This is a genomic window from Bacillus sp. GMs2/2 (genome assembly GCF_050172095.1).
GTDB classification, from domain to species: Bacteria; Bacillota; Bacilli; order Bacillales; family Bacillaceae_G; genus Bacillus_A; species Bacillus_A cereus.
Genome location: NZ_JBNLYE010000034.1, coordinates 1 through 20,095, shown reverse-complemented (window position 1 = coordinate 20,095; position 20,095 = coordinate 1). Strand labels below are relative to the sequence as shown.

The window sequence follows — 20,095 nt, the reverse complement described above, 5'->3', positions numbered from 1 at the left end:
TTTTCCTCCACTGATTAAAGTTTTAATTTAAATGAAAACTCGAAGGGAGGAAGCTGCAAGAGGAGTAATAAAAACTTTTCGCGCAGTGGGACAACAAGTGAATATTTTATTTGCAGTATCAGAATGTGTACCGTTTGTGAAATCGGGAGGATTAGCTGATGTAGCGGGTGCGCTCCCAAAAGAGCTGAAAAAATTAGGAGTGGACGTTCGTATTATACTTCCAAATTATAGTCTCATTCCGCAAAAGTTAAGAGATGGATGTACGTTACATAAAGTAATTAACGTCCCGCTTGGGTGGAGAAATCAATATTGTGGAATTTTAAAAGGTGAGCAAGACGGAATTACGTATTACTTAATAGATAATGAATATTATTTTAAGAGAGATTCTCTGTATGGTCATTATGATGACGGAGAGCGTTTTTCTTATTTCTCAAAAGCGGTGTTAGAGTGTATTTCGCACCTTGATTTTGAAGTGGATATTCTTCATAGCCACGATTGGCATACGGCTATGGTTAATTTCTTACTTCGTGAAAAGTATCAAGATAACCCGTTATATGAGCGTATTAAAACGGTATATACAATTCATAACTTACAGTTCCAAGGTGTATTTCCTCCTGAAGTAATGTACGACTTGTTAGAACTTGGTGATGAATATTTCCACAGTGAGCAGTTAGAGTTTTATGGGAATGTGAACTTTATGAAGGGCGGTATTATAGCTTCAGATCAAATTACAGCAGTTAGCCCGACATATAAAGAAGAAATTCAATATGAGTTTTTCGGTGAGAAGTTAGATGGGTTGTTACGCAAATATAATGATAAGCTTAGCGGCATTGTAAATGGAATTGATACGAGCGTATATAATCCAGAAACGGATTCGTATATTAAGGCTCAGTATGATGCAGAGTCATTATATGAAAAGAGTGAAAATAAACGCGCCTTGCAGCGTTATTTTGGTTTGCCAGAAAAAGAGGATACACCAATTATTTCAATGGTAACGAGATTAACGAAGCAAAAAGGTCTTGATTTAGTACGTACTGTATTCCGCGAAATAATGGAAGAAGATGTACAATGTATTATTTTAGGATCAGGTGATTCGGAATATGAGCAATTCTTTGAATGGATGGCATATGAGTATCCGGAGAAGGTAAAAGTTTATATCGGATTTAATGAAGAATTAGCTCATCAAGTGTATGCAGGAAGTGATTTATTCTTAATGCCATCGCTGTTTGAACCGTGTGGACTTGGACAACTTATCGCATTAGCATACGGTACGATTCCAATTGTAAGAGAAACAGGTGGATTAAACGATACGGTACATTCTTATGATGAAGAAACTGGAGAAGGAAATGGTTTTAGTTTCACGAATTTTAATGCACATGACATGCTGCATACGATCCATCGTGCAATTGAATTCTATCACGATAAACCGGTATGGGAGCAGCTTGTAAAGCAAGCGATGACGGAAGATTATAGCTGGGAGAAGTCAGCTCTTGCTTATAAGAAATTGTATAAAAGTCTCATGGAATAACATGTAGGTGGTGAAGAAATGTTTACTCATGTTGAAAGTTTCAAATCAGCTTTTCTAGAAAAGTTAGAGACGATGTATGGTAAAAGTTTCAAAGATTCTACAACTCGTGATCAATATAATACGCTCGGCCATATGGTGCGTGAATATATGAATGGTCAATGGATTGCAACGAACGAGAGTTATCGATCCGGAGAGCAAAAGCAAATGTATTACTTGTCTATTGAGTTTTTGCTTGGACGTTTGCTTGGAAGTAACATCTTGAATTTAGGTATTCGAGATGTATGCGAGCAGGGGTTATCTGAACTAGGGATTTCGTTACAAGAGTTAGAAGAAGTGGAAGCAGATGCAGGCCTTGGTAATGGTGGGCTTGGACGCTTAGCAGCCTGTTTTCTCGATTCACTTGCATCTTTAAACTTGCCAGGACACGGCTGTGGAATTCGTTATAAACATGGTTTGTTTGATCAGAAAATTGTTGATGGTTATCAAGTTGAATTTCCAGAACAGTGGCTTCTTCATGAAAACGTATGGGAAGTAAGAAGGCATGATCAAGCTGTAGAAGTAAGTTATTTCGGCAGTGTTGAACCGCTAGAAATTGACGGGCGTTTAGAGTTTAGGCATACAAATGCAGAAATCATTATGGCCGTGCCATATGATGTGCCGGTAGTTGGCTATGAGACGAGTACTGTAAATACACTTAGACTTTGGAATGCTGAACCAGTTCCTTTCCCGCAAAACTGCAAAGATATTTTGAAATATAAGCGTGAAACAGAGGCTGTATCGGAGTTTTTATATCCAGATGATACGCATGATGAGGGGAAAATACTTCGTTTAAAACAACAGTATTTCCTCGTATCAGCAAGTTTGCAAAATATCGTTCGAATGCATAGAGAAAGATATGGTGACCTTCGTCAACTACATGAAAAAATTGCGATCCACATTAACGATACACATCCGGTTTTAGCAATTCCGGAACTGATGCGCATTTTACTAGACGAAGAAAAGTTAGCATGGGAAGAAGCTTGGCACATAACGACGCAGACGATTTCTTATACGAATCATACAACGTTATCAGAAGCGCTCGAAAAGTGGCCAATTCACATTTTTAAACCGTTATTACCGAGAATTTATATGATTATTGAAGAGATTAATGAACGTTTCTGTCATGAACTTTGGGAACAGTATCCGTATGAGTGGGATCGTATTGAAGCAATGGCGATTATTGCACATGACCTTGTGAAAATGGCTCATTTAGCGATTGTCGGTAGCCATAGCGTAAATGGTGTAGCGAAAATTCATACGGAAATATTAAAGCAGCGGGAAATGCGATTGTTTTATGAATTTTATCCAGATAAGTTTAATAATAAGACGAATGGAATTGCTCATAGGCGCTGGCTTATGAAAGCAAATCCACAGTTAACAAATCTCATTTCAGAGGCGATTGGAACAGAGTGGAAGAAAGAACCGATTAAGCTTCAAGAGCTACAATTAGTTCAATACGATGCGAGTTTCCAAGAGAAATTTGCAGAGGTAAAACAAGAGCGTAAAGAAATTTTAGCGGCGCGCATTCATAATAAAATGGGGATTACAATTGATCCTAATTCTATTTTTGATGTGCAAGTAAAAAGACTGCATGCTTACAAACGACAATTACTAAACGTTCTTCATATTTTATATTTGTATAACCGTCTGAAAGAGGATGCTAGTTTTACATTTTATCCGCGTACTTTTATTTTTGGAGCGAAAGCATCACCTGGCTATTATTACGCGAAAAAAATTATTAAATTAATAAATGAACTCGCAAGAAAAGTGAATAATGATCCGTACGTAAGCCAATATATGAAAGTTATCTTTCTAGAAAACTATCGAGTTTCTGTAGCGGAAGATATATTCCCAGCGGCCGATGTAAGTGAACAAATTTCAACTGCGAGTAAAGAAGCATCGGGAACAGGGAATATGAAATTTATGATGAATGGTGCGATTACACTCGGAACGCTAGACGGAGCGAATATTGAAATAAAAGACAGGGTCGGTGATGATAACTGTTTCATTTTCGGTTTAACAGCCGAAGAGGTTCTTCATTACTATCAAAATGGTGGATATCGTGCAAGTGATTATTATCACCACAATGGGCACATTAAAAAGGTAGTAGATCAGTTAACGAATGGTTTCTTTGCACAGTCGGGAGCCGAATTTGAAGCAATTTACGATTCTCTCGTTATTCAAAATGATGAATATTTTGTTCTGCGAGATTTTGGTCCATATGCTGAAAGACAAGAAGCTGTCGGTAGGGCTTATGAGAACCGAACGAAGTGGCTAGAAATGTCGATTTTAAATATTGCACAGTCTGGTCATTTTGCGAGCGATCGAACGATTTTGCAGTACAGTAATGAAATTTGGGGTATTGGTAATGCTGTTAAACAGTTTTAAAGAGGTTGCTATATTGGGAGATATATTATCAATTTACCAACAGAAATGGATATTAATAAATAAAACGAGCTTAATAAAATTAAGCTCGTTTTATTTATTTTGCTTAAGAAAGAAATGGAACAGTGGTATATATGATACCTGCCCCATCATACTCTCCTGTCGCAAAGTATGAAAATGTAAAGAAACCTGTAACCGTAAAAATTACAATAAGGAAAAATGCGAAGATAAATTTTAACATGTAAGGTCCCCTCATCCAAAAATAACTTCATAGATTATTATAGTATACGAATATTTTATTTCCAATTGTTTACTGGTTAAAAATGAGAAGTCAGACATGTTTTGTATGTTGTAATGGAATGATTATTTGTAATGGATTTTGTGTTTTTTGTAAATGTCATGTTGTGATGGACGTGTGCATACTCCCAGTCATGATCATTAAAATTTATGTTTCGGGGAGGGAGGAGTGGGACGACATCGAATAAGTTGACGAAACGAAAGCTACTAGCTACTTGTAGTTTATAATAATTTCGAAAAGCGATATCTCCTACTTTTGGAGAAGCGAATGTATAAAGTCCATACTGTGCGAAGGCAGTATTTATACGTGCATCTAATATGTGTAATGTGGCAAGCGCGCCACCTAGACTATGCCCAGTAGCTAGCAGTTTTTTATGTGCTGGCAATGATACGAGCATATCCATAATAGAATCACGACAAGACTCATAAATAGAGAGAAAACCGTTATGGACATTTCCGCCATTTAAAGCATAAGGATAAGGTTTTTGATTGACGAGAGAATCAATAATCCAATCTGGATCTGTTTGAGTGCCTCTGAAGGCAACGATAATTGTATCCTCAGATTCTAATATAAATCCGAACCATTCTGTTGTTTGAATGGCCTTTCCTTGAAACCCTTGTACATATTGAAAACCATCTGGTATTTCGAAAATACCATTTTGTTTATATTGTTCATACGTTAACTCACAACAAGAAGCTAACAGTATGGCAGTTTCTTTATCAAAGGATAAAGGAGTACGCATTAAGGTAGCCCTCCTTAAGAAAAGGTATAGTTTAATATATGCGGTGAGGAACTTGATTCATTCTTTTGGAGGTGGGGAATAGCTTGTATCGCTTACCTAAATCAGTGGAGGAAATTATAATGTAAAAATAAAACAGTGCCTGATAAGGACACTGTTTACTCTTTTTCATCTCAAGGAATCGACTTTTTTAGTTATTCTTAATGAACTGACGCATGCGTTAGTTGCATAAGTAAGAGGTTTGAAAAAATAGCCTGTATATATTTGAATGATGAATAACTTACCTATTTTCTTGTGTTTGTTTGCGTTACATACAGAAAAAATTCGGAAAATAAAACATATTATTTATCTGTTTGTTTTTGCTTCTTTTTCAAATACTCCGTACGCAATTTTTCAAGTTGCTGCTTTTTATCAAATTTGGCAGGCTTCTGTTTTTCATGGAACTTTGCCACAGCTACCTGACTTTTGGAATCCAATTGATATTTTCCCACTTTGTTCACCTACTTTTCTTGTCTCTAAAGAGAATCTACTCAACAAATATAATATACCTTATTTTCCTTAAGTAAACCTTATTACTTTATTTTAACTGCTTTTTCTCGTTTGTAGACGTAAATTAAAACACCCTTTCACTTTATTACTGCAAGCAAGGGTGTTTTAATTTTATTATTTTATTAGTTGATGGCCGTGCCCACATAAGGGCACAGTTTACTCTTTCCCATCTAATAAACGACCAAGGCCACCTAATACACTACCTTCGCCAGTACTTTGCGCTGCTGGGCTTGTAAGGCGTGCTGCTAATCGGCTAAGTGTTAAGGACTGAATCCAAACTGTTCCAGGTCCTTCTAACGTTGCGAAGAATAAACCTTCGCCGCCAAATAGAGCTGTTTTTACTTTTCCAACGAACTCGACATCATAGTTAATGTCTTTTGTCATAGCAACAAGACAACCTGTATCAATGCGAAGTTTCTCACCAGGTTTTAATTCACGTTTATATACAGTTCCACCTGCGTGCATGAAAGCAAGACCGTCACCTTCAAGTTTCTGCATGATGAAACCTTCACCACCGAAGAAACCAGTTCCTATTTTTTTCGTAAATTCAATTCCGATAGAAACACCTTTTGCGGCACAAAGAAAGGCATCTTTTTGACAAACTACTTTTCCTTGATATTCTGTTAAATCTACAGGAATAATTTTACCAGGATAAGGAGCAGCAAATGAGACGTGGCGTTTGCCGTGACCTGTATTTGTAAATACAGTCATAAACATACTTTCGCCTGTAACGAGACGCTTACCAGCGCCCATTAATTTTCCGAATAAACCTCCAGATGGGCCAGAACCATCACCGAAGATTGTTTCCATTTCTATGTAATCTTCCATCATCATCATTGCGCCAGCTTCTGCGATCACGCTTTCTTCTGGATCTAACTCAATTTCAACAAACTGCATATCATCGCCATATAACTTATACTCAATTTCATGTGCTCTCATTTTTTTCACCTCGTATGTAATAGATACTTATATTGTACAGAATTTAATAGGATTAGAATACTTTAGTTTTGTTAATTTTCAAATAAAGTGGAACAAACCAAAACTGATTATCAGCTCCCGCCAATCAAGCTGTCCGCAAATACCGGGCTAAAATATGAATATGGAAATTCAACATTATATTAAAATTATAAAAAAATGGTGGAATGAAAGTGTTCTCATTTGACGTTTTGGATATAGCGTGATATAGTGAAATCACTATTGAGCTACATAATGTGGTACGGAAATAAAGCACGTTGAATTAAAGGCTGTAAGCTTGTTATACATTCATGTCCTTTATATCCACCTTTTCATGTGGATTCATAGTTTCATTTTTATTTAGGAGGTACATGACATGCAAACAGGTAAAGTTAAATGGTTCAACAGCGAAAAAGGTTTCGGTTTCATCGAAGTTGAAGGTGGAGACGATGTATTCGTTCACTTCTCAGCTATCCAAGGTGACGGATTCAAAACTTTAGAAGAAGGTCAAGAAGTTTCTTTCGAAATCGTTGAAGGTAACCGTGGACCACAAGCTGCTAACGTTACAAAAAACTAATTAGCTAGCGATAAAAAGCATTCCGATTTTCGGAATGCTTTTTTTTATTCTTTGGAACTCGACTCATTTGAAGATAATTCGCCCTTAAAGGTACGCTCTTCAAAGTCATCAAGCATTTGTTCATATTCTTCATGTTCTTCTGTAGCGAAAACTTGCGGATTTTTTCCATACATATCTGTACCAATAAAGTTTTCGAAATCTTCTACGTAGCCTACGTTTTCTTCACTATTTACGTACATGCCATTATAGTTTTTCGAATCTCGTCTTTCTAAATCAGACGGTGTTTCAGACGTTCCATAATTGGCAACATCTTGCCACGCATCTTCTGCATCGTACTCAACAGAGCGATCCTCATCGTGTTTATGGAAAGAGGGAGACAATACTTCTTCTTCAACTGGTCGTGTATTCATATTTAGCTTATTTGTCGCGTGCTGGATGCATGTTGTAGCAGTCGGCATTGCTTCTAATCTTTCAAATGGAATTTCTTCGCCAGACACTTCGCAAATGCCGTACGTACCCGCTTCTATTTTTTGCAAGGCATGTTTCGTATCCTCTAGCTGTTTATGCCAAAGTTCAATAAGCCCGAAGTCTTTTTCACGTTCATATAGCTCTGTTGCCATATCAGCTGGATGGTTATCATAGCTAGATAATTCTCCAACAGACTCACGTTCAGATGCACGATCTTCATTTTCGTGTGTTTGTATCGTTTGCTCTAGTTCGTGTTTTTGTTTTTCTAAAACGGATTTAAATTGATTTATTTGTTGTGGAGTTAACATAGTCGTCCACCTTCCTACAATTCAGTTTCTTTACATAGTATGAGCGTTGCGAGTAGGAATTATGAGATGAATTTTAGATATGAAAAAGGAGCCGCATAAGCAGCTCCTTTTATAGAAAGTATCCAAGTAATAATCCGATTCCCATGAGGAGACCGAAGATCGTATTTGTTTTTGCTGTTGCAATCATCGCAGGTACCATTTCCATTGGAATGCTTTTGCCGATAAAGCCTTTCGTCGCTTTAAATGCTTTCGGTGCACTTAAAAATACGATAAGCATCCATGGTGATACGATGCCCACGATAATTAAAGCAATTGTCCAAATGTAGGAAACGATGAACATAGAAGCAAGTACACCAACCGCTCGCTCGCGTCCAACGAGAATTGCTAACGTTTTACGACCGTTTTCTTTATCGCCATCTAAGTCACGAATATTATTAGCTAGTAAAATGGCACCAATTAAAATGGAGCTTGGAATAGATAGTAAAATGACTTCTGATGTTACAGTTCCAGTTTGAATAAAGAATGAAATTCCAATAATGATAACACCCATAAATAATCCGGCTGTTAACTCTCCAAATGGTGTATAGGCAATGGGAAGTGGGCCACCCGTGTAAAGGTAAGCAACGGCCATACAAACAAGACCGATTGCAGCAAGCCGCCAGCTAGAATTCATACAAATATAAACACCTAATAGTATTGCGATGCCGAAAAATCCAAATGCTAAGTTAAGCACTGTTTTTGGCTGAATGCCATCGCGAACGATAGCGCCGCCGATACCAACTGAACCTTCGTGATCGAGTCCTCTTTTATAATCAAAGTATTCATTAAACATGTTTGTTGCTGCCTGAATGAGAAGACAAGCAAGAAGCATTATAAGGAAAAGAGGGAGATGGATTTGATTTATACCTCCGACCTGCATTGCATAGGCTGTTCCGATGAAAACAGGAACGAAAGCTGCTGTTAATGTATGGGGACGTAGTAAACTCCACCAAATGCGCCAGCCTGTTTGCTTGCTTGGTTTTGGCGCCGTAGGAGAGGAATTCGTTTCGACGTTCATTTCCATGTTGAATCCTCCTTTGGTCACATATTGTACACAACTAAGTGTAGAAAAAGCATCATTTAGTGTCAACGTTTATTTTCTAGGAAGAGAAGGTGAATTTCTCAGAAATGCTAAACGTTGACAGGCCTTTCGTTTGAGGTGTATCTTAAAATCAAGCGTAATTATGACTATTTTTCGCCCATAGGGGGGAGACAATTGTGATTCAAACGAAACAAAAAGGCTTGCAAGAAGTTCTTAGTGCAGCCATTAAGCATGCAACTGATGAAAAAATATTGGTTAGTTTTGTAAAACAAATAGACTGGATGGATCCGCTTCTGTTTTATGCAGCAGGAAAAAGGATTGCATTGGAAAATAGATGTTATTTTGCAGATCCAGCTCAGCATGTAATATTTGCTGGAATTGGCTCTGTTTTCACTATAGCAAATTCTTCTCACAAACGCTTTCAAGCGGCTCGTGACGAGTGGGATAAAGTAAAAGAGAAAGCATTTGTACAAAGAGAAAAATATGAATTTGGAACAGGTCCTCTTTTATTTGGTGGATTTTCATTTGACCAAGAAAAAGAGAAAACGGACTTATGGAAAGAATTCGATGATACGACATTTTCACTACCAGCATTTTTATTAACTGTAAAAAATGAAAAAGCATGGTTAACGATGAATACATTCGTTTCAGCAACAGATTGTGCAAAAACTCTTTATAACGAAATTGTTTCTTTAGAAGAGAAAATTTTTGGGGAGAGTAAATGTGCATTAGAAGGATCGAAATTAACAGTTACTTCTAAAGTGGGAGTGGATCCGAAAGGCTGGATGAAAGCCATTGAGAAAGTGCAAGATGAGATGAAGCAGGGTAACGTGCAGAAGGTTGTATTAGCGAGGGAGCTAAAAGTAGAAATGGATCATCATATTGATTCTGCTCTTGTTTTAGAAGCACTTCGCATTGGGCAACCGGATTGTTACGTATTTTCTTTTGATTATAAAGGAGCATGCTTCTTAGGAGCGACGCCAGAGAGGTTAATTCGCAAAGAAGATGAGAAGTTTACTTCGATGTGTCTTGCTGGTTCAACTGGTCATGGTCAATCTATAGAAGAAAGTAAGCGAAATAGTAATGCGCTTCTTCATGATGAAAAGAATTTAGCTGAACACGGTTATGTTGTGAACATGATCAGGTCGGTATTAAATGAGCACTGCGAATACGTTAATATTCCGGAGAGTCCAGGTCTATTAACAACGAAAAACTTAATTCATTTATATACGCCTGTAGAGGCAAAAGGCACTGCGAGTCTTTTAACGATGGTAGAAGAATTACATCCAACACCAGCTCTTGGCGGGACACCTCGTTTGGAAGCGATGAAACTGATTCGTGATGTTGAATTGTTAGACAGAGGATTATATGGTGCACCGATTGGCTGGATAGATGATGAAGGAAATGGTGAATTTGCGGTTGCACTTCGCTGCGGATTATTAAATGGCGAGAAAGCATCCTTATTTGCCGGTTGCGGGATTGTAATTGATTCAGTACCGCAACTTGAATATGAAGAGACAAGTTTGAAGTTTAGACCGATGCTTGGTGCTTTGGAGGAATTAATGAAATGAACAATCATATAGAAGCATTATCATATTATTTAGGCGCGTTCGTGGATGAACTGACGCGTCTAAATGTATGTGATGTTGTCATTAGTCCAGGCTCACGGTCAACGCCGATTGCTCTACTAATGGAACAACACGAAGGAATGAACACATATTTACATGTAGATGAAAGATCTGCAGGATTTTTTGCGCTCGGTATCGCAAAAGCGAAAAAACGTCCGGTTGCATTATTATGTACGTCAGGAACGGCAGCAGCGAACTACTATCCAGCTGTATGTGAAGCTTTCCATTCACGAGTGCCGCTTATCGTCTTAACAGCAGATAGACCGCATGAATTAAGAGATGTCGGTGCACCACAAGCGATGAATCAATTTAATTTATACGGTACGTTTGTGAAGCAATTTACAGAGATGGCACTTCCAGAAGCGAGTGAAGCGATGTACCACTACGCTCGCATGACAACGCAGCGCATGATAGCAAGTGCTTGTTTAGCGCCGCAAGGACCTGTTCATCTTAATTTTCCAGTTCGTGAACCGCTTATCCCGGACTTTTCATTAGAAAGTTTATGGGATAAAGGACGCGGGGAATATACAGGAGTAGTTCAGCAAGGGAACGTGGTGATGCCGAGTGAATATGTAGATTCTCTTGTAGGGCGCCTTTCACATATGGAAAAGGGGCTTATTATTTGTGGAGATGATAGTCATTCAGAAATCGCAACGTTTGCAACGCAACTAGCTGAAAAAACGGGATACCCAATATTAGCAGACCCACTTTCGAATATTCGTAGCGGACACCACGATAAAACGATGGTAATCGACTGTTATGATACATTTTTACGAAATGAATTGTTAAAAGAGACGTGGAAGCCGGACGTTTTAATTCGTTTTGGTGGTATGCCTGTTTCGAAAGCATTAACGCAGTTCATTAAAAAACAAACGAAAGCTGTTCATATCGTTGTTGACGAATCTGGACAATGGAGAGATCCAGCTCTTGTTGCGACAGAAGTTGTACAGGCAAGTGATATTGCATTTTGCAGTACATTAATAGAAAAAATGCCAGTTATGAAAAAGAATGATTGGTCCCAAATGTGGCAACATATAAACGAAAAAACGAAGGAAACGCTTCGTGAAATGGAAACATATGAAACTGCATTTGAAGGAAAAGTCATTACAGATATTGTACGCGTATTACCAGAAGGAGCAACGTTATTTGCGAGTAATAGTATGCCAATTCGTGATACAGATTCATTCTTCTTCACATCAGATAAAAATATTCAAGTGATGGCAAACCGCGGTGTAAATGGGATTGATGGCATCATTTCGACAGCTTTAGGAGCGAGCATGATTTGCGATCCGCTCGTATTAGTCATCGGTGACTTATCATTCTATCACGATTTAAATGGACTATTAGCTGCAAAATTACATGAATTAAATATAACGATTGTCGTTGTAAATAATGATGGTGGGGGTATTTTCTCATTCTTACCACAATATGAGAAAAAGGAACACTTCGAATCGTTATTTGGAACGCCGATTGGGCTTGACTATGAGCATGTTGTTAAAATGTACGGTGGTTCATTTAGCCGTGTAAATGGTTGGGAGCAATTCCGGGAGGAAGTACAAAAGGGAGCAACGACAGAAGGTTTACACGTTGTAGAAATTTGTACGAACCGTGATGAAAACTTAACGTTGCACCGTACGTTATGGGCAAAAACACAGGACGTAATTACTACATCATTGCAAGGTGAATCAAAATGAAAGTAACGCTGCAAGGTGTATCGTATGAATATGAAGTAGTCGGAAGCGGGGAACCACTTCTACTTCTTCATGGTTTTACGGGAAGCATGGAAACGTGGCGTTCTTTTATCTCTTCATGGAGTGGGCAGTTTCAAGTTATTGTAGTGGATCTTGTTGGACACGGAAAGACCGAGAGTCCTGAAGATGTTGCGCATTATGACATTCGAAATGTGGCATTGCAAATGAAAGAACTATTAGATTACCTTCATATTGAAAAAGCACATATACTTGGCTATTCAATGGGCGGTAGACTGGCGATTACGATGGCATGTCTATATCCAGAGTATGTACACTCTCTTTTATTAGAAAATTGTACAGCTGGGCTCGAAAACGAAGCAGATAGAAAAGAACGTCGTGAAAAAGATGATCGACTTGCCGATAAAATTGAGCGAGAAGGCATAGAAAGTTTTGTATCAATGTGGGAAAATATTCCGCTTTTTGAAACGCAAAAACGTTTAGCAAAAAACGTACAAGAAGCGGTGCGAAAAGAACGACTTGCTAACAACCCAAAAGGGCTCGCAAATAGCTTGCGCGGCATGGGAACTGGGGCTCAGCCTTCATGGTGGGATGAGCTAAAAAACTTAAAAATACCTGTTCTTTTAATGAACGGAGAGCATGATGAAAAGTTCTTTCGCATATTAAAAAACATCGAAAAATGCGTCTCTGACGCGAAATTTGTCAAAATTGATGGTGCTGGCCATGCAATTCATGTGGAACAACCGGAAAAGTTTGATACAATAGTAAAGGGATTTCTAAAAACTATGCAGTGATGCTTTTTTCAGTTAAGAATGAAGTTACACTTATAGAGGAGATCAGAAATATACAAGGAGGTAGTTGTAATGGCTATTGAATGGGTGAAAGAAGGCAATTACGAAGATATTATTTATTCAACATACAATGGTATCGCAAAAATTTCGATTAACCGTCCTGAAGTACATAACGCATTCCGTCCAAAAACGGTAATGGAGTTAATCGACGCTTTTGCACAAGCTCGTGATGATGCAAATGTTGGCGTTATCATTTTAACAGGTGAAGGTGGACGTGCATTCTGTTCTGGCGGCGACCAAAAAGTTCGTGGTCATGGTGGATATGTAGGTGACGACCAAATCCCACGTCTAAACGTATTAGACTTACAACGTCTAATTCGCGCAATTCCTAAACCAGTTATCGCAATGGTAGCAGGTTATGCAATCGGTGGTGGACACGTACTTCATATCGTATGTGACTTAACAATCGCTGCAGACAATGCTGTATTCGGACAAACAGGTCCTAAAGTAGGAAGCTTTGACGGTGGATACGGAGCTGGTTACTTAGCTCGTATGGTAGGCCACAAGAAAGCTCGCGAAATTTGGTACCTATGCCGTCAATACAGTGCTGGGGAAGCACTTGATATGGGCTTAGTAAATACAGTAGTACCATTAGAACAACTTGAAGCAGAAACAGTACAATGGGCACAAGAGATCTTAGCAAACAGCCCAATGGCACTTCGTTTCCTAAAAGCTGCATTCAACGCAGACACAGACGGTCTAGCTGGTATTCAACAACTAGCTGGAGATGCAACGTTATTGTACTACACAACTGACGAAGCAAAAGAAGGTCGCGACGCATTCAAAGAAAAACGCAGTCCGGACTTCGGTCAATTCCCTCGTTTCCCTTGATCAAATCAAAAGCGTAGCCGACTGCTTAGCCCCGCTGGCTAAGGTTCTTTCGCACAGAAAGTGTTTTTTACTTTCTTGTGCGGAAGGTTCTTAGACGGAAGGGGCTAGGAGGCGCAGCTAGATGAAACCAAAAGCGGAAGCGGCTCGCTTAGAATATGAGGGGGATGGAGCTTCTGACGTAGAGGCGTTTTTTGCCTCGTAGGAAGAAGTGAAGCCACCGAACATTCTAGCCGCTGTAGCTGGATGAAATTAAAAGCGGAAGCGGCTCGTTTAGAACAAGAGGGTGTTGGAACTCCTGACGTAGAGGCGCTTTTTGCCTCGTAGGAAGGCGTGAAACGACCGACTGTTCTAGCCGCTGTAGCTGGATGTGACAAACCGGAAACAAAACAACTAAGAGACTTGATGTCACATCAAGTCTCTTTCTTTCATGAAAGGAGAATGTATGATGGAGACGATGCCAAATTGGTTAAAGCAACGTGCATTTTTAACACCAGATCGTACTGCAATTGAAATAGAGGAAGAGAAAGTTACTTTTATGCAGCTGCATGAAAAAGTAGTATCTGTTTGTGAACGTCTCACGCATGTTGGAGTGAAGCGAGGGCAAAAGGTGGCTGTTCTGATGAAAAATGGTATGGAGATGATTACAGTTATTCACGCCCTATCGTACGTAGGGGCAGTAGCTGTACTTTTAAATACGCGTCTTTCAAGAGAAGAGCTACTTTGGCAAATGGATGATGCTGAAGTTATTTGTTTAGTGACGGATCAAGATTTTGAGGCTAAAGATGTTCCTGTCTATTCATTCGCCGAAGTGATGAATGGACCAAAAGAGGAAGCCTCTATACAAGAAGAATTCTCTTTAGAAGAAGCGATGACGATTATTTATACGTCAGGGACGACAGGGAAACCGAAAGGCGTTATTTTAACGTACGGAAATCACTGGGCCAGCGCGGTTGGCTCTTCGCTTAATTTAGGACTTCGTGATGATGATTGCTGGTTAGCGTGTATGCCGATGTTCCATGTTGGCGGGTTATCTCTTCTAATGAAAAATATTATGTACGGCATGCGCATTTTACTCGTTCCGAAATATGATGCTGATTTTATTCATACAGCACTTCAAACGAGAGGCGTAACGATTATTTCAGTCGTATCAAAAATGTTAACTGATTTATTAGAGAGACTTGGAGAAGAAACATATCCATCTTCTTTACGATGTATGTTACTTGGTGGAGGACCAGCGCCAAAACCGTTACTCGAAACGTGTGTAGATAAAGGAATTCCTGTGTATCAAACGTACGGTATGACAGAAACGTCTTCGCAAATTTGTACGTTGTCCGCAGATTACATGTTAACGAAAGTAGGATCAGCTGGAAAGCCACTATTTCAGTGCCAACTTCGTATTGAAAAAGATGGCGTAGTAGTGCCGCCGTTAGTAGAAGGCGAGATCGTAGTAAAAGGACCAAATGTAACAGGCGGCTACTTTAACCGGGAAGATGCGACGCGCGAAACAATTCAAAACGGATGGCTTCATACTGGTGACCTCGGTTATTTAGACGAAGAAGGATTTTTATACGTATTAGATCGCCGCAGTGATTTAATTATTTCTGGCGGGGAAAATATATATCCGGCTCAAATTGAAGAAGTGTTACTTTCTCATCCGATGGTAGCGGAAGCTGGTGTTGTCGGTATGACTGACGATAAATGGGGACAAGTACCCGCTGCTTTTGTTGTAAAAAATGGAGAAGTAACAGAAGAAGAAATTCTTCATTTTTGTGAGGAGAAATTAGCGAAATATAAAGTGCCGAAAAAAGCGTGTTTCTTAGAGGAATTGCCACGAAACGCTTCGAAAAAATTGTTAAGACGAGAGTTAAGACAATTAGTGGAGGAGATATAGGTGGAAATAAAAAAAGCGACGCTTCATATAACGGAAATGCCACTCGTCATCCCGTTTGCTGCAAGCTACGGGACGTATGAAAAGCGTGAAAGTATCGTCATTGAATTAGAAGATACGGACGGATACATTGGATTTGGCGAAGTCGTTGCGTTCTCTGAACCGTGGTACACGGAAGAAACAGTGAAGACTGCGCTACATGTACTTCAAGATTTTTTATTACTGGATTTATTAAAGGAGGAGATTTCTCATCCGAATGAAGTACCTGGTTTGTTCCAACATATAAAGAGAAACAGAATGGCAAAGGCGGGAATTGAAGGGGCTGTTTGGGATTTATATGCGAAGCGACAAAAGAAGTCATTAGCGACATTGCTAGGCGGGACTAGACCTGAAATTGAGGTCGGTGTTGTAATTGGTATCAATACAATTCCGGTTATGTTAAAACAAATCGAAAAGTATGCAGAAGAAGGATACGAGCGTTTTAAAGTGAAAATAAAGCCAGAGCATGATTACGAATTATTGAAAGAGATTCGTAAAGAGTTCCCGCACATCCCGTTAATGGCTGATGCAAATTCAGCCTATACATTAGCGGATACGGAGAAATTGAAACGATTAGATGAATTTCAATTGATGATGATTGAACAACCGCTAGCGGATTACGATTTTCTTGATCATGCACAGTTGCAAAAGAAAATTGAAACGCCCATTTGTTTAGACGAAAGCATCCATAGTTTAGAAGACGCGCGCGTTGCGATTACGCTGGGAAGTTGCCGCATTGTAAATATTAAACCAGGGCGAGTGGGCGGATTAACGGAGTCGATTCAAATTCATAATTATTGTATGGAGCATAATATCCCTGTTTGGTGCGGTGGTATGGTAGAGATGGGGATTTCACGAGCGCAAAATGTTGCGCTTGCTTCGTTGCCGAACTTTACGATTCCTGGCGATATATCTGCTTCTAGTAGGCACTGGGAGAGGGATATTATTTCGCCGGAAGTGATGCTTGAGGGCGGAAAGGTGATTGTACCGCAAAGTGTTGAAGCTGAGTATGAAGTAGACCGCGGAAGGTTGGCGGAAATTACGAAGCAGCGAATTGTTTTGGAGCGGTAGGTTGAGTCTTTCAAATAGCGGGCGAATTTCGTCGGTAATTGTCGGTAAGTCGATATAATTGAAAAATCGCTGATATAATTCGAGTTACGGTTGATATAATTGGAAAATCGCCGATATAAATTTCATTTACTAAGGTTACTCCCGCGAGTAACCTTTTCGTATTGTACAAATTGGATAGACTAGTTTACAATCGAGCGTATAAAGGGGGAGTAATATGAAGCGCATTTCAATTTTAATAGCGGATGATGAGGCAGAAATTGCCGATTTAATTGAGATACATTTAGAAAAAGAAGGTTACCACGTCGTGAAAGCAGCTGATGGAGAAGAGGCAATTCATGTTATTGAAACGCAGCCAATCGACTTAGTGGTTTTAGATATTATGATGCCGAAAATGGATGGTTATGAAGTGACGCGCCAAATTCGTGCGAAGCACCATATGCCAATCATTTTTTTAAGTGCGAAAACATCTGATTTTGATAAGGTGACAGGTTTAGTATTAGGTGCAGATGATTATATGACGAAACCTTTTACACCGATTGAATTAGTCGCACGTGTAAATGCACAATTACGCCGATTTCTTACGTTAAATCAGCCGAAAGTAGCAGAGAATAAATCTGCTTTAGAGGTAGGCGGAGTCATTATTGATCCTGAGCGAAGAACAGTAAATGTGTACGGAGAACAAGTTGAATTAACACCGAAAGAGTTTGATATTTTATATTTATTAGCGAGCCATCCGAAGAAAGTGTACAATGTAGAAAATATTTTTCAGCAAGTATGGGCAGATGATTATTTTGAGGGCGGAAATACAGTTATGGTACATATTCGCACATTGCGGAAAAAGCTTGGGGAAGATAAAAGAAAGAATAAGTTAATAAAAACAGTGTGGGGAGTAGGGTATACTTTCAATGGGTAAAAAGATGAGAAGTTTTCGCTCGAAGATGGTTATGCTATTTGCGTTAAGTATGATATTTGCTGGTGGCGTAACGTATATCATTTATGAAGGATTACGAATTTATTATAAATTAGTCGTTCGTTTTGAGGACCCATTAGCCCAAGTTCGGTCAATGGTAAGACAAATTGGGGATGTTAATTTCTTTTTAATTATTTTCATCCCTCTATCCATTATGTTTTTCTTCTTCCTTACTAGGCCTTATGTAAAATATTTTGATGAGATTTCAAGTGGGATTCATCATTTGGCGAACGGGGATTTTACAAATGAAGTGCGCGTGTCATCAAACGATGAGTTTGGAGATATCGCACGTGAAATAAATGTTGCGAGTGAAAAGTTAAAAGAAGCGGTGGAAAGAGGAGACTTTGCTGAAAGTAGTAAAGATCAGCTCGTTGTAAACTTAGCTCATGATTTAAGAACTCCATTAACATCCGTGTTAGGGTATTTAGATTTAATTCTTAAAGATGAGAATTTAACAAAAGAACAAATTAAACATTTCTCCACAATTGCATATACGAAATCGCAAAGGCTCGAAAGTTTAATTGATGAGTTATTTGAAATTACACGTATGAATTATGGCATGCTAAAGCTGGATAAAAAGCCGATTGATATAAGTGAACTACTTATACAGTTAGATGAGGAATTGTATCCTTTATTAGAGAAACATCATTTACAAGCTAGGTTGAATATTGATCCTCATCTGCCAATTAACGGTGATGGAAAATTGTTAGCTAGAGTATTTGAAAACTTGTTAACAAATGCCGTTCGATACGGATATGATGGGCAATTTGTTGATCTGAATGGGTATATCGATAATGGAGAAGTTGTCGTACAAGTTATGAATTATGGAGACAGCATTCCAGAAGAAGATTTACCGTATCTTTTTGATATGTTTTATACAGGTGATAAATCGAGAACTGAGAACCGTGGCGGGACAGGCCTTGGACTGTTTATTGCGAAAAATATTGTTGAGCAGCATAACGGTACAATTTCTGCTGAAAGTAATGTAGTTAGAACAATGTTTGAAGTGCGATTGCCAAAAGACGAGAACTTAACAATTTAATAAAAATTTAAACTTTACCCCACTTTTTATTTTAATAGTTTTTTCTATTCTATACGTAAGTTACGTTAAGGAGGAACTAGAAATGAAAAAGTGGGTATTTATTTCTTTTTTTATAGCATGCACAGTATGTGTGGGCTTTTATATATCACCGTTATTTCAAAAGGAAATCGATGTTAAAATTGTCGGAAAAGATGAGCTAGTAAAGGCGGCAAATACCGAGAGGAAAGAGATTACGAAGGAACAAATTTATAAGGGTGATTTATTATTAGTTAATAGGGATTATCCAGTAAAAAAAGATAGTATTAGGTCTGATATTATAAATGTAAATCATAATAGTGAATTAGTAAGAGGCTACGTAATATTTGATAGAAATCTTCGTTTATCAAAGTATGTTGTAAAAAAGTTTTTGAACGTTGTCGATGCGGCTGGAAAAGATGGCGTACAGCATTTCTTAATGAGTAGTGGGTATCGAGATTTTAAAGAACAAAGTAAATTATATAAAGAAATGGGATCTGATTACGCGCTTCCAGCAGGATATAGTGAACATAATTTAGGATTATCACTAGACGTTGGATCAACGCAAAAGAAGATGGAGAAAGCGCCTGAAGGAAAATGGATCGAAGAGAACGTATGGAAGCATGGCTTTGTATTACGTTATCCGAAAAATAAAAGTCATATTACAGGCATTCAATATGAGCCGTGGCATATACGTTATGTCGGCTTACCTCATAGTGCGATTATGCAAAAAAAGAATTTCACACTAGAGGAATATTTAGAGTTTTTAAAAGAGGAAAAAGAGGTTTCAACTGAAGTAGAAGGTAAGAAATATACTGTTTCTTATTATAAAGTTTCTGAGAATACGAAAGTGAACGTTCCAGCAAACAAGCAGTATGAAATTTCCGGGAACAATATGGATGGGGTTATTGTGACGGTTCAGGAATAGAGAAGAAGGCTGTGCCATTTGGGACAGCCTTTTCTTATATAAGAAAGGAATTGACGTTTCTTGTCGGTAAATCGATATTCCTTGTCGAATCGTTGATATATTATAAGTTATGATAGATATAATTGAAAAATCGTTGATATATTATAAGTTATGATAGATATAATTGAAAAATCGTTGATATATTGTAAGTTATGATA

18 protein-coding genes are annotated in these 20,095 nt (G+C 38.5%); 12 read left to right on the top strand and 6 right to left on the bottom strand.

Annotated features, from left to right (window positions below; genetic code table 11):
* Positions 1 to 97 precede the first annotated feature (97 nt).
* Both glgA and glgP read left to right on the top strand, forming a co-directional pair.
* Positions 98 to 1,528, top strand: coding sequence for a glycogen synthase GlgA (glgA, locus tag ACQGS6_RS07945; RefSeq protein ID WP_033685823.1), 1,431 nt, complete (start codon positions 98 to 100; stop codon positions 1,526 to 1,528).
* Between the two features lie 18 nt (positions 1,529 to 1,546).
* Positions 1,547 to 3,955, top strand: a complete 2,409-nt coding sequence (glgP, locus tag ACQGS6_RS07940) for a glycogen phosphorylase (RefSeq protein WP_426965013.1) — start codon at positions 1,547 to 1,549, stop codon at positions 3,953 to 3,955.
* A 103-nt stretch (positions 3,956 to 4,058) separates the two neighbouring features.
* Here glgP and ACQGS6_RS07935 read toward each other — a convergent pair whose 3' ends face one another.
* The 4 genes from ACQGS6_RS07935 to ACQGS6_RS07920 form a co-directional block, all read right to left on the bottom strand.
* The gene (locus ACQGS6_RS07935; protein WP_000911065.1) at positions 4,059 to 4,193 is read right to left on the bottom strand and encodes a hypothetical protein; all 135 of its coding nucleotides are present in this window, start codon (positions 4,191 to 4,193) and stop codon (positions 4,059 to 4,061) included.
* 76 nt (positions 4,194 to 4,269) lie between these two features.
* Positions 4,270 to 4,992, bottom strand: a complete 723-nt coding sequence (locus ACQGS6_RS07930) for a lipase family protein (protein WP_001260134.1) — start codon at positions 4,990 to 4,992, stop codon at positions 4,270 to 4,272.
* A 338-nt stretch (positions 4,993 to 5,330) separates the two neighbouring features.
* Positions 5,331 to 5,480 carry a hypothetical protein gene (locus ACQGS6_RS07925; protein ID WP_000521639.1) on the bottom strand — a complete coding sequence of 50 codons (150 nt, stop codon included), beginning with the start codon at positions 5,478 to 5,480 and terminating at the stop codon, positions 5,331 to 5,333.
* A 214-nt stretch (positions 5,481 to 5,694) separates the two neighbouring features.
* Positions 5,695 to 6,477: a TIGR00266 family protein gene (locus tag ACQGS6_RS07920; RefSeq protein ID WP_001201257.1), complete on the bottom strand. Its 783-nt coding sequence runs from the start codon at positions 6,475 to 6,477 to the stop codon at positions 5,695 to 5,697.
* 391 nt (positions 6,478 to 6,868) lie between these two features.
* Between ACQGS6_RS07920 and cspD the strand changes: the two genes are divergently transcribed.
* Positions 6,869 to 7,069: a cold-shock protein CspD gene (gene cspD / locus ACQGS6_RS07915; RefSeq protein ID WP_001193054.1), complete on the top strand. Its 201-nt coding sequence runs from the start codon at positions 6,869 to 6,871 to the stop codon at positions 7,067 to 7,069.
* Positions 7,070 to 7,113: 44 nt separating this feature from the next.
* Here the strand turns inward: cspD and ACQGS6_RS07910 are convergent, their stop codons facing one another.
* Together ACQGS6_RS07910 and ACQGS6_RS07905 are read right to left on the bottom strand one after the other, a co-directional pair.
* Complete coding sequence (locus tag ACQGS6_RS07910) at positions 7,114 to 7,845, bottom strand: yteA family sporulation protein (RefSeq protein WP_000957366.1); 732 nt, start codon at positions 7,843 to 7,845, stop codon at positions 7,114 to 7,116.
* Between the two features lie 109 nt (positions 7,846 to 7,954).
* Complete coding sequence (locus ACQGS6_RS07905) at positions 7,955 to 8,908, bottom strand: 1,4-dihydroxy-2-naphthoate polyprenyltransferase (RefSeq protein WP_326318278.1); 954 nt, start codon at positions 8,906 to 8,908, stop codon at positions 7,955 to 7,957.
* A gap of 194 nt (positions 8,909 to 9,102) precedes the next feature.
* Here ACQGS6_RS07905 and ACQGS6_RS07900 point away from each other — a divergent pair, with 194 nt between their 5' ends.
* From ACQGS6_RS07900 to ACQGS6_RS07860, 9 genes are all read left to right on the top strand, one after another.
* Positions 9,103 to 10,497 carry an isochorismate synthase gene (locus ACQGS6_RS07900; RefSeq protein ID WP_426965012.1) on the top strand — a complete coding sequence of 465 codons (1,395 nt, stop codon included), beginning with the start codon at positions 9,103 to 9,105 and terminating at the stop codon, positions 10,495 to 10,497.
* The gene (gene menD, locus ACQGS6_RS07895; protein WP_001059220.1) at positions 10,494 to 12,248 is read left to right on the top strand and encodes a 2-succinyl-5-enolpyruvyl-6-hydroxy-3-cyclohexene-1-carboxylic-acid synthase; all 1,755 of its coding nucleotides are present in this window, start codon (positions 10,494 to 10,496) and stop codon (positions 12,246 to 12,248) included. Before ACQGS6_RS07900 ends, menD begins: the two co-directional genes overlap by 4 nt.
* Positions 12,245 to 13,057 (top strand): 2-succinyl-6-hydroxy-2,4-cyclohexadiene-1-carboxylate synthase, encoded by an 813-nt coding sequence (gene menH / locus ACQGS6_RS07890; protein WP_326318279.1) that lies wholly within the window; start codon positions 12,245 to 12,247, stop codon positions 13,055 to 13,057. The genes menD and menH overlap by 4 nt, the downstream gene beginning before the upstream one ends.
* Positions 13,058 to 13,126: 69 nt before the next feature.
* Positions 13,127 to 13,945 carry a 1,4-dihydroxy-2-naphthoyl-CoA synthase gene (menB, locus tag ACQGS6_RS07885; protein WP_000963884.1) on the top strand — a complete coding sequence of 273 codons (819 nt, stop codon included), beginning with the start codon at positions 13,127 to 13,129 and terminating at the stop codon, positions 13,943 to 13,945.
* A 445-nt stretch (positions 13,946 to 14,390) separates the two neighbouring features.
* Positions 14,391 to 15,836, top strand: coding sequence for an o-succinylbenzoate--CoA ligase (locus tag ACQGS6_RS07880; RefSeq protein WP_242785175.1), 1,446 nt, complete (start codon positions 14,391 to 14,393; stop codon positions 15,834 to 15,836).
* On the top strand, positions 15,837 to 16,943 hold the full coding sequence (menC, locus tag ACQGS6_RS07875; RefSeq protein ID WP_242785174.1) for an o-succinylbenzoate synthase: 1,107 nt from the start codon (positions 15,837 to 15,839) through the stop codon (positions 16,941 to 16,943). It abuts the gene before it with no gap.
* 214 nt (positions 16,944 to 17,157) lie between these two features.
* Positions 17,158 to 17,856: a response regulator transcription factor gene (locus tag ACQGS6_RS07870; RefSeq protein ID WP_000822497.1), complete on the top strand. Its 699-nt coding sequence runs from the start codon at positions 17,158 to 17,160 to the stop codon at positions 17,854 to 17,856.
* Positions 17,849 to 18,955, top strand: coding sequence for a HAMP domain-containing sensor histidine kinase (locus ACQGS6_RS07865; protein ID WP_000516809.1), 1,107 nt, complete (start codon positions 17,849 to 17,851; stop codon positions 18,953 to 18,955). The genes ACQGS6_RS07870 and ACQGS6_RS07865 overlap by 8 nt, the downstream gene beginning before the upstream one ends.
* A gap of 82 nt (positions 18,956 to 19,037) precedes the next feature.
* A complete protein-coding gene (locus tag ACQGS6_RS07860) occupies positions 19,038 to 19,898 on the top strand; it encodes a M15 family metallopeptidase (RefSeq protein ID WP_326318281.1) in 861 nt (286 codons plus the stop codon).
* Positions 19,899 to 20,095 lie beyond the last annotated feature (197 nt).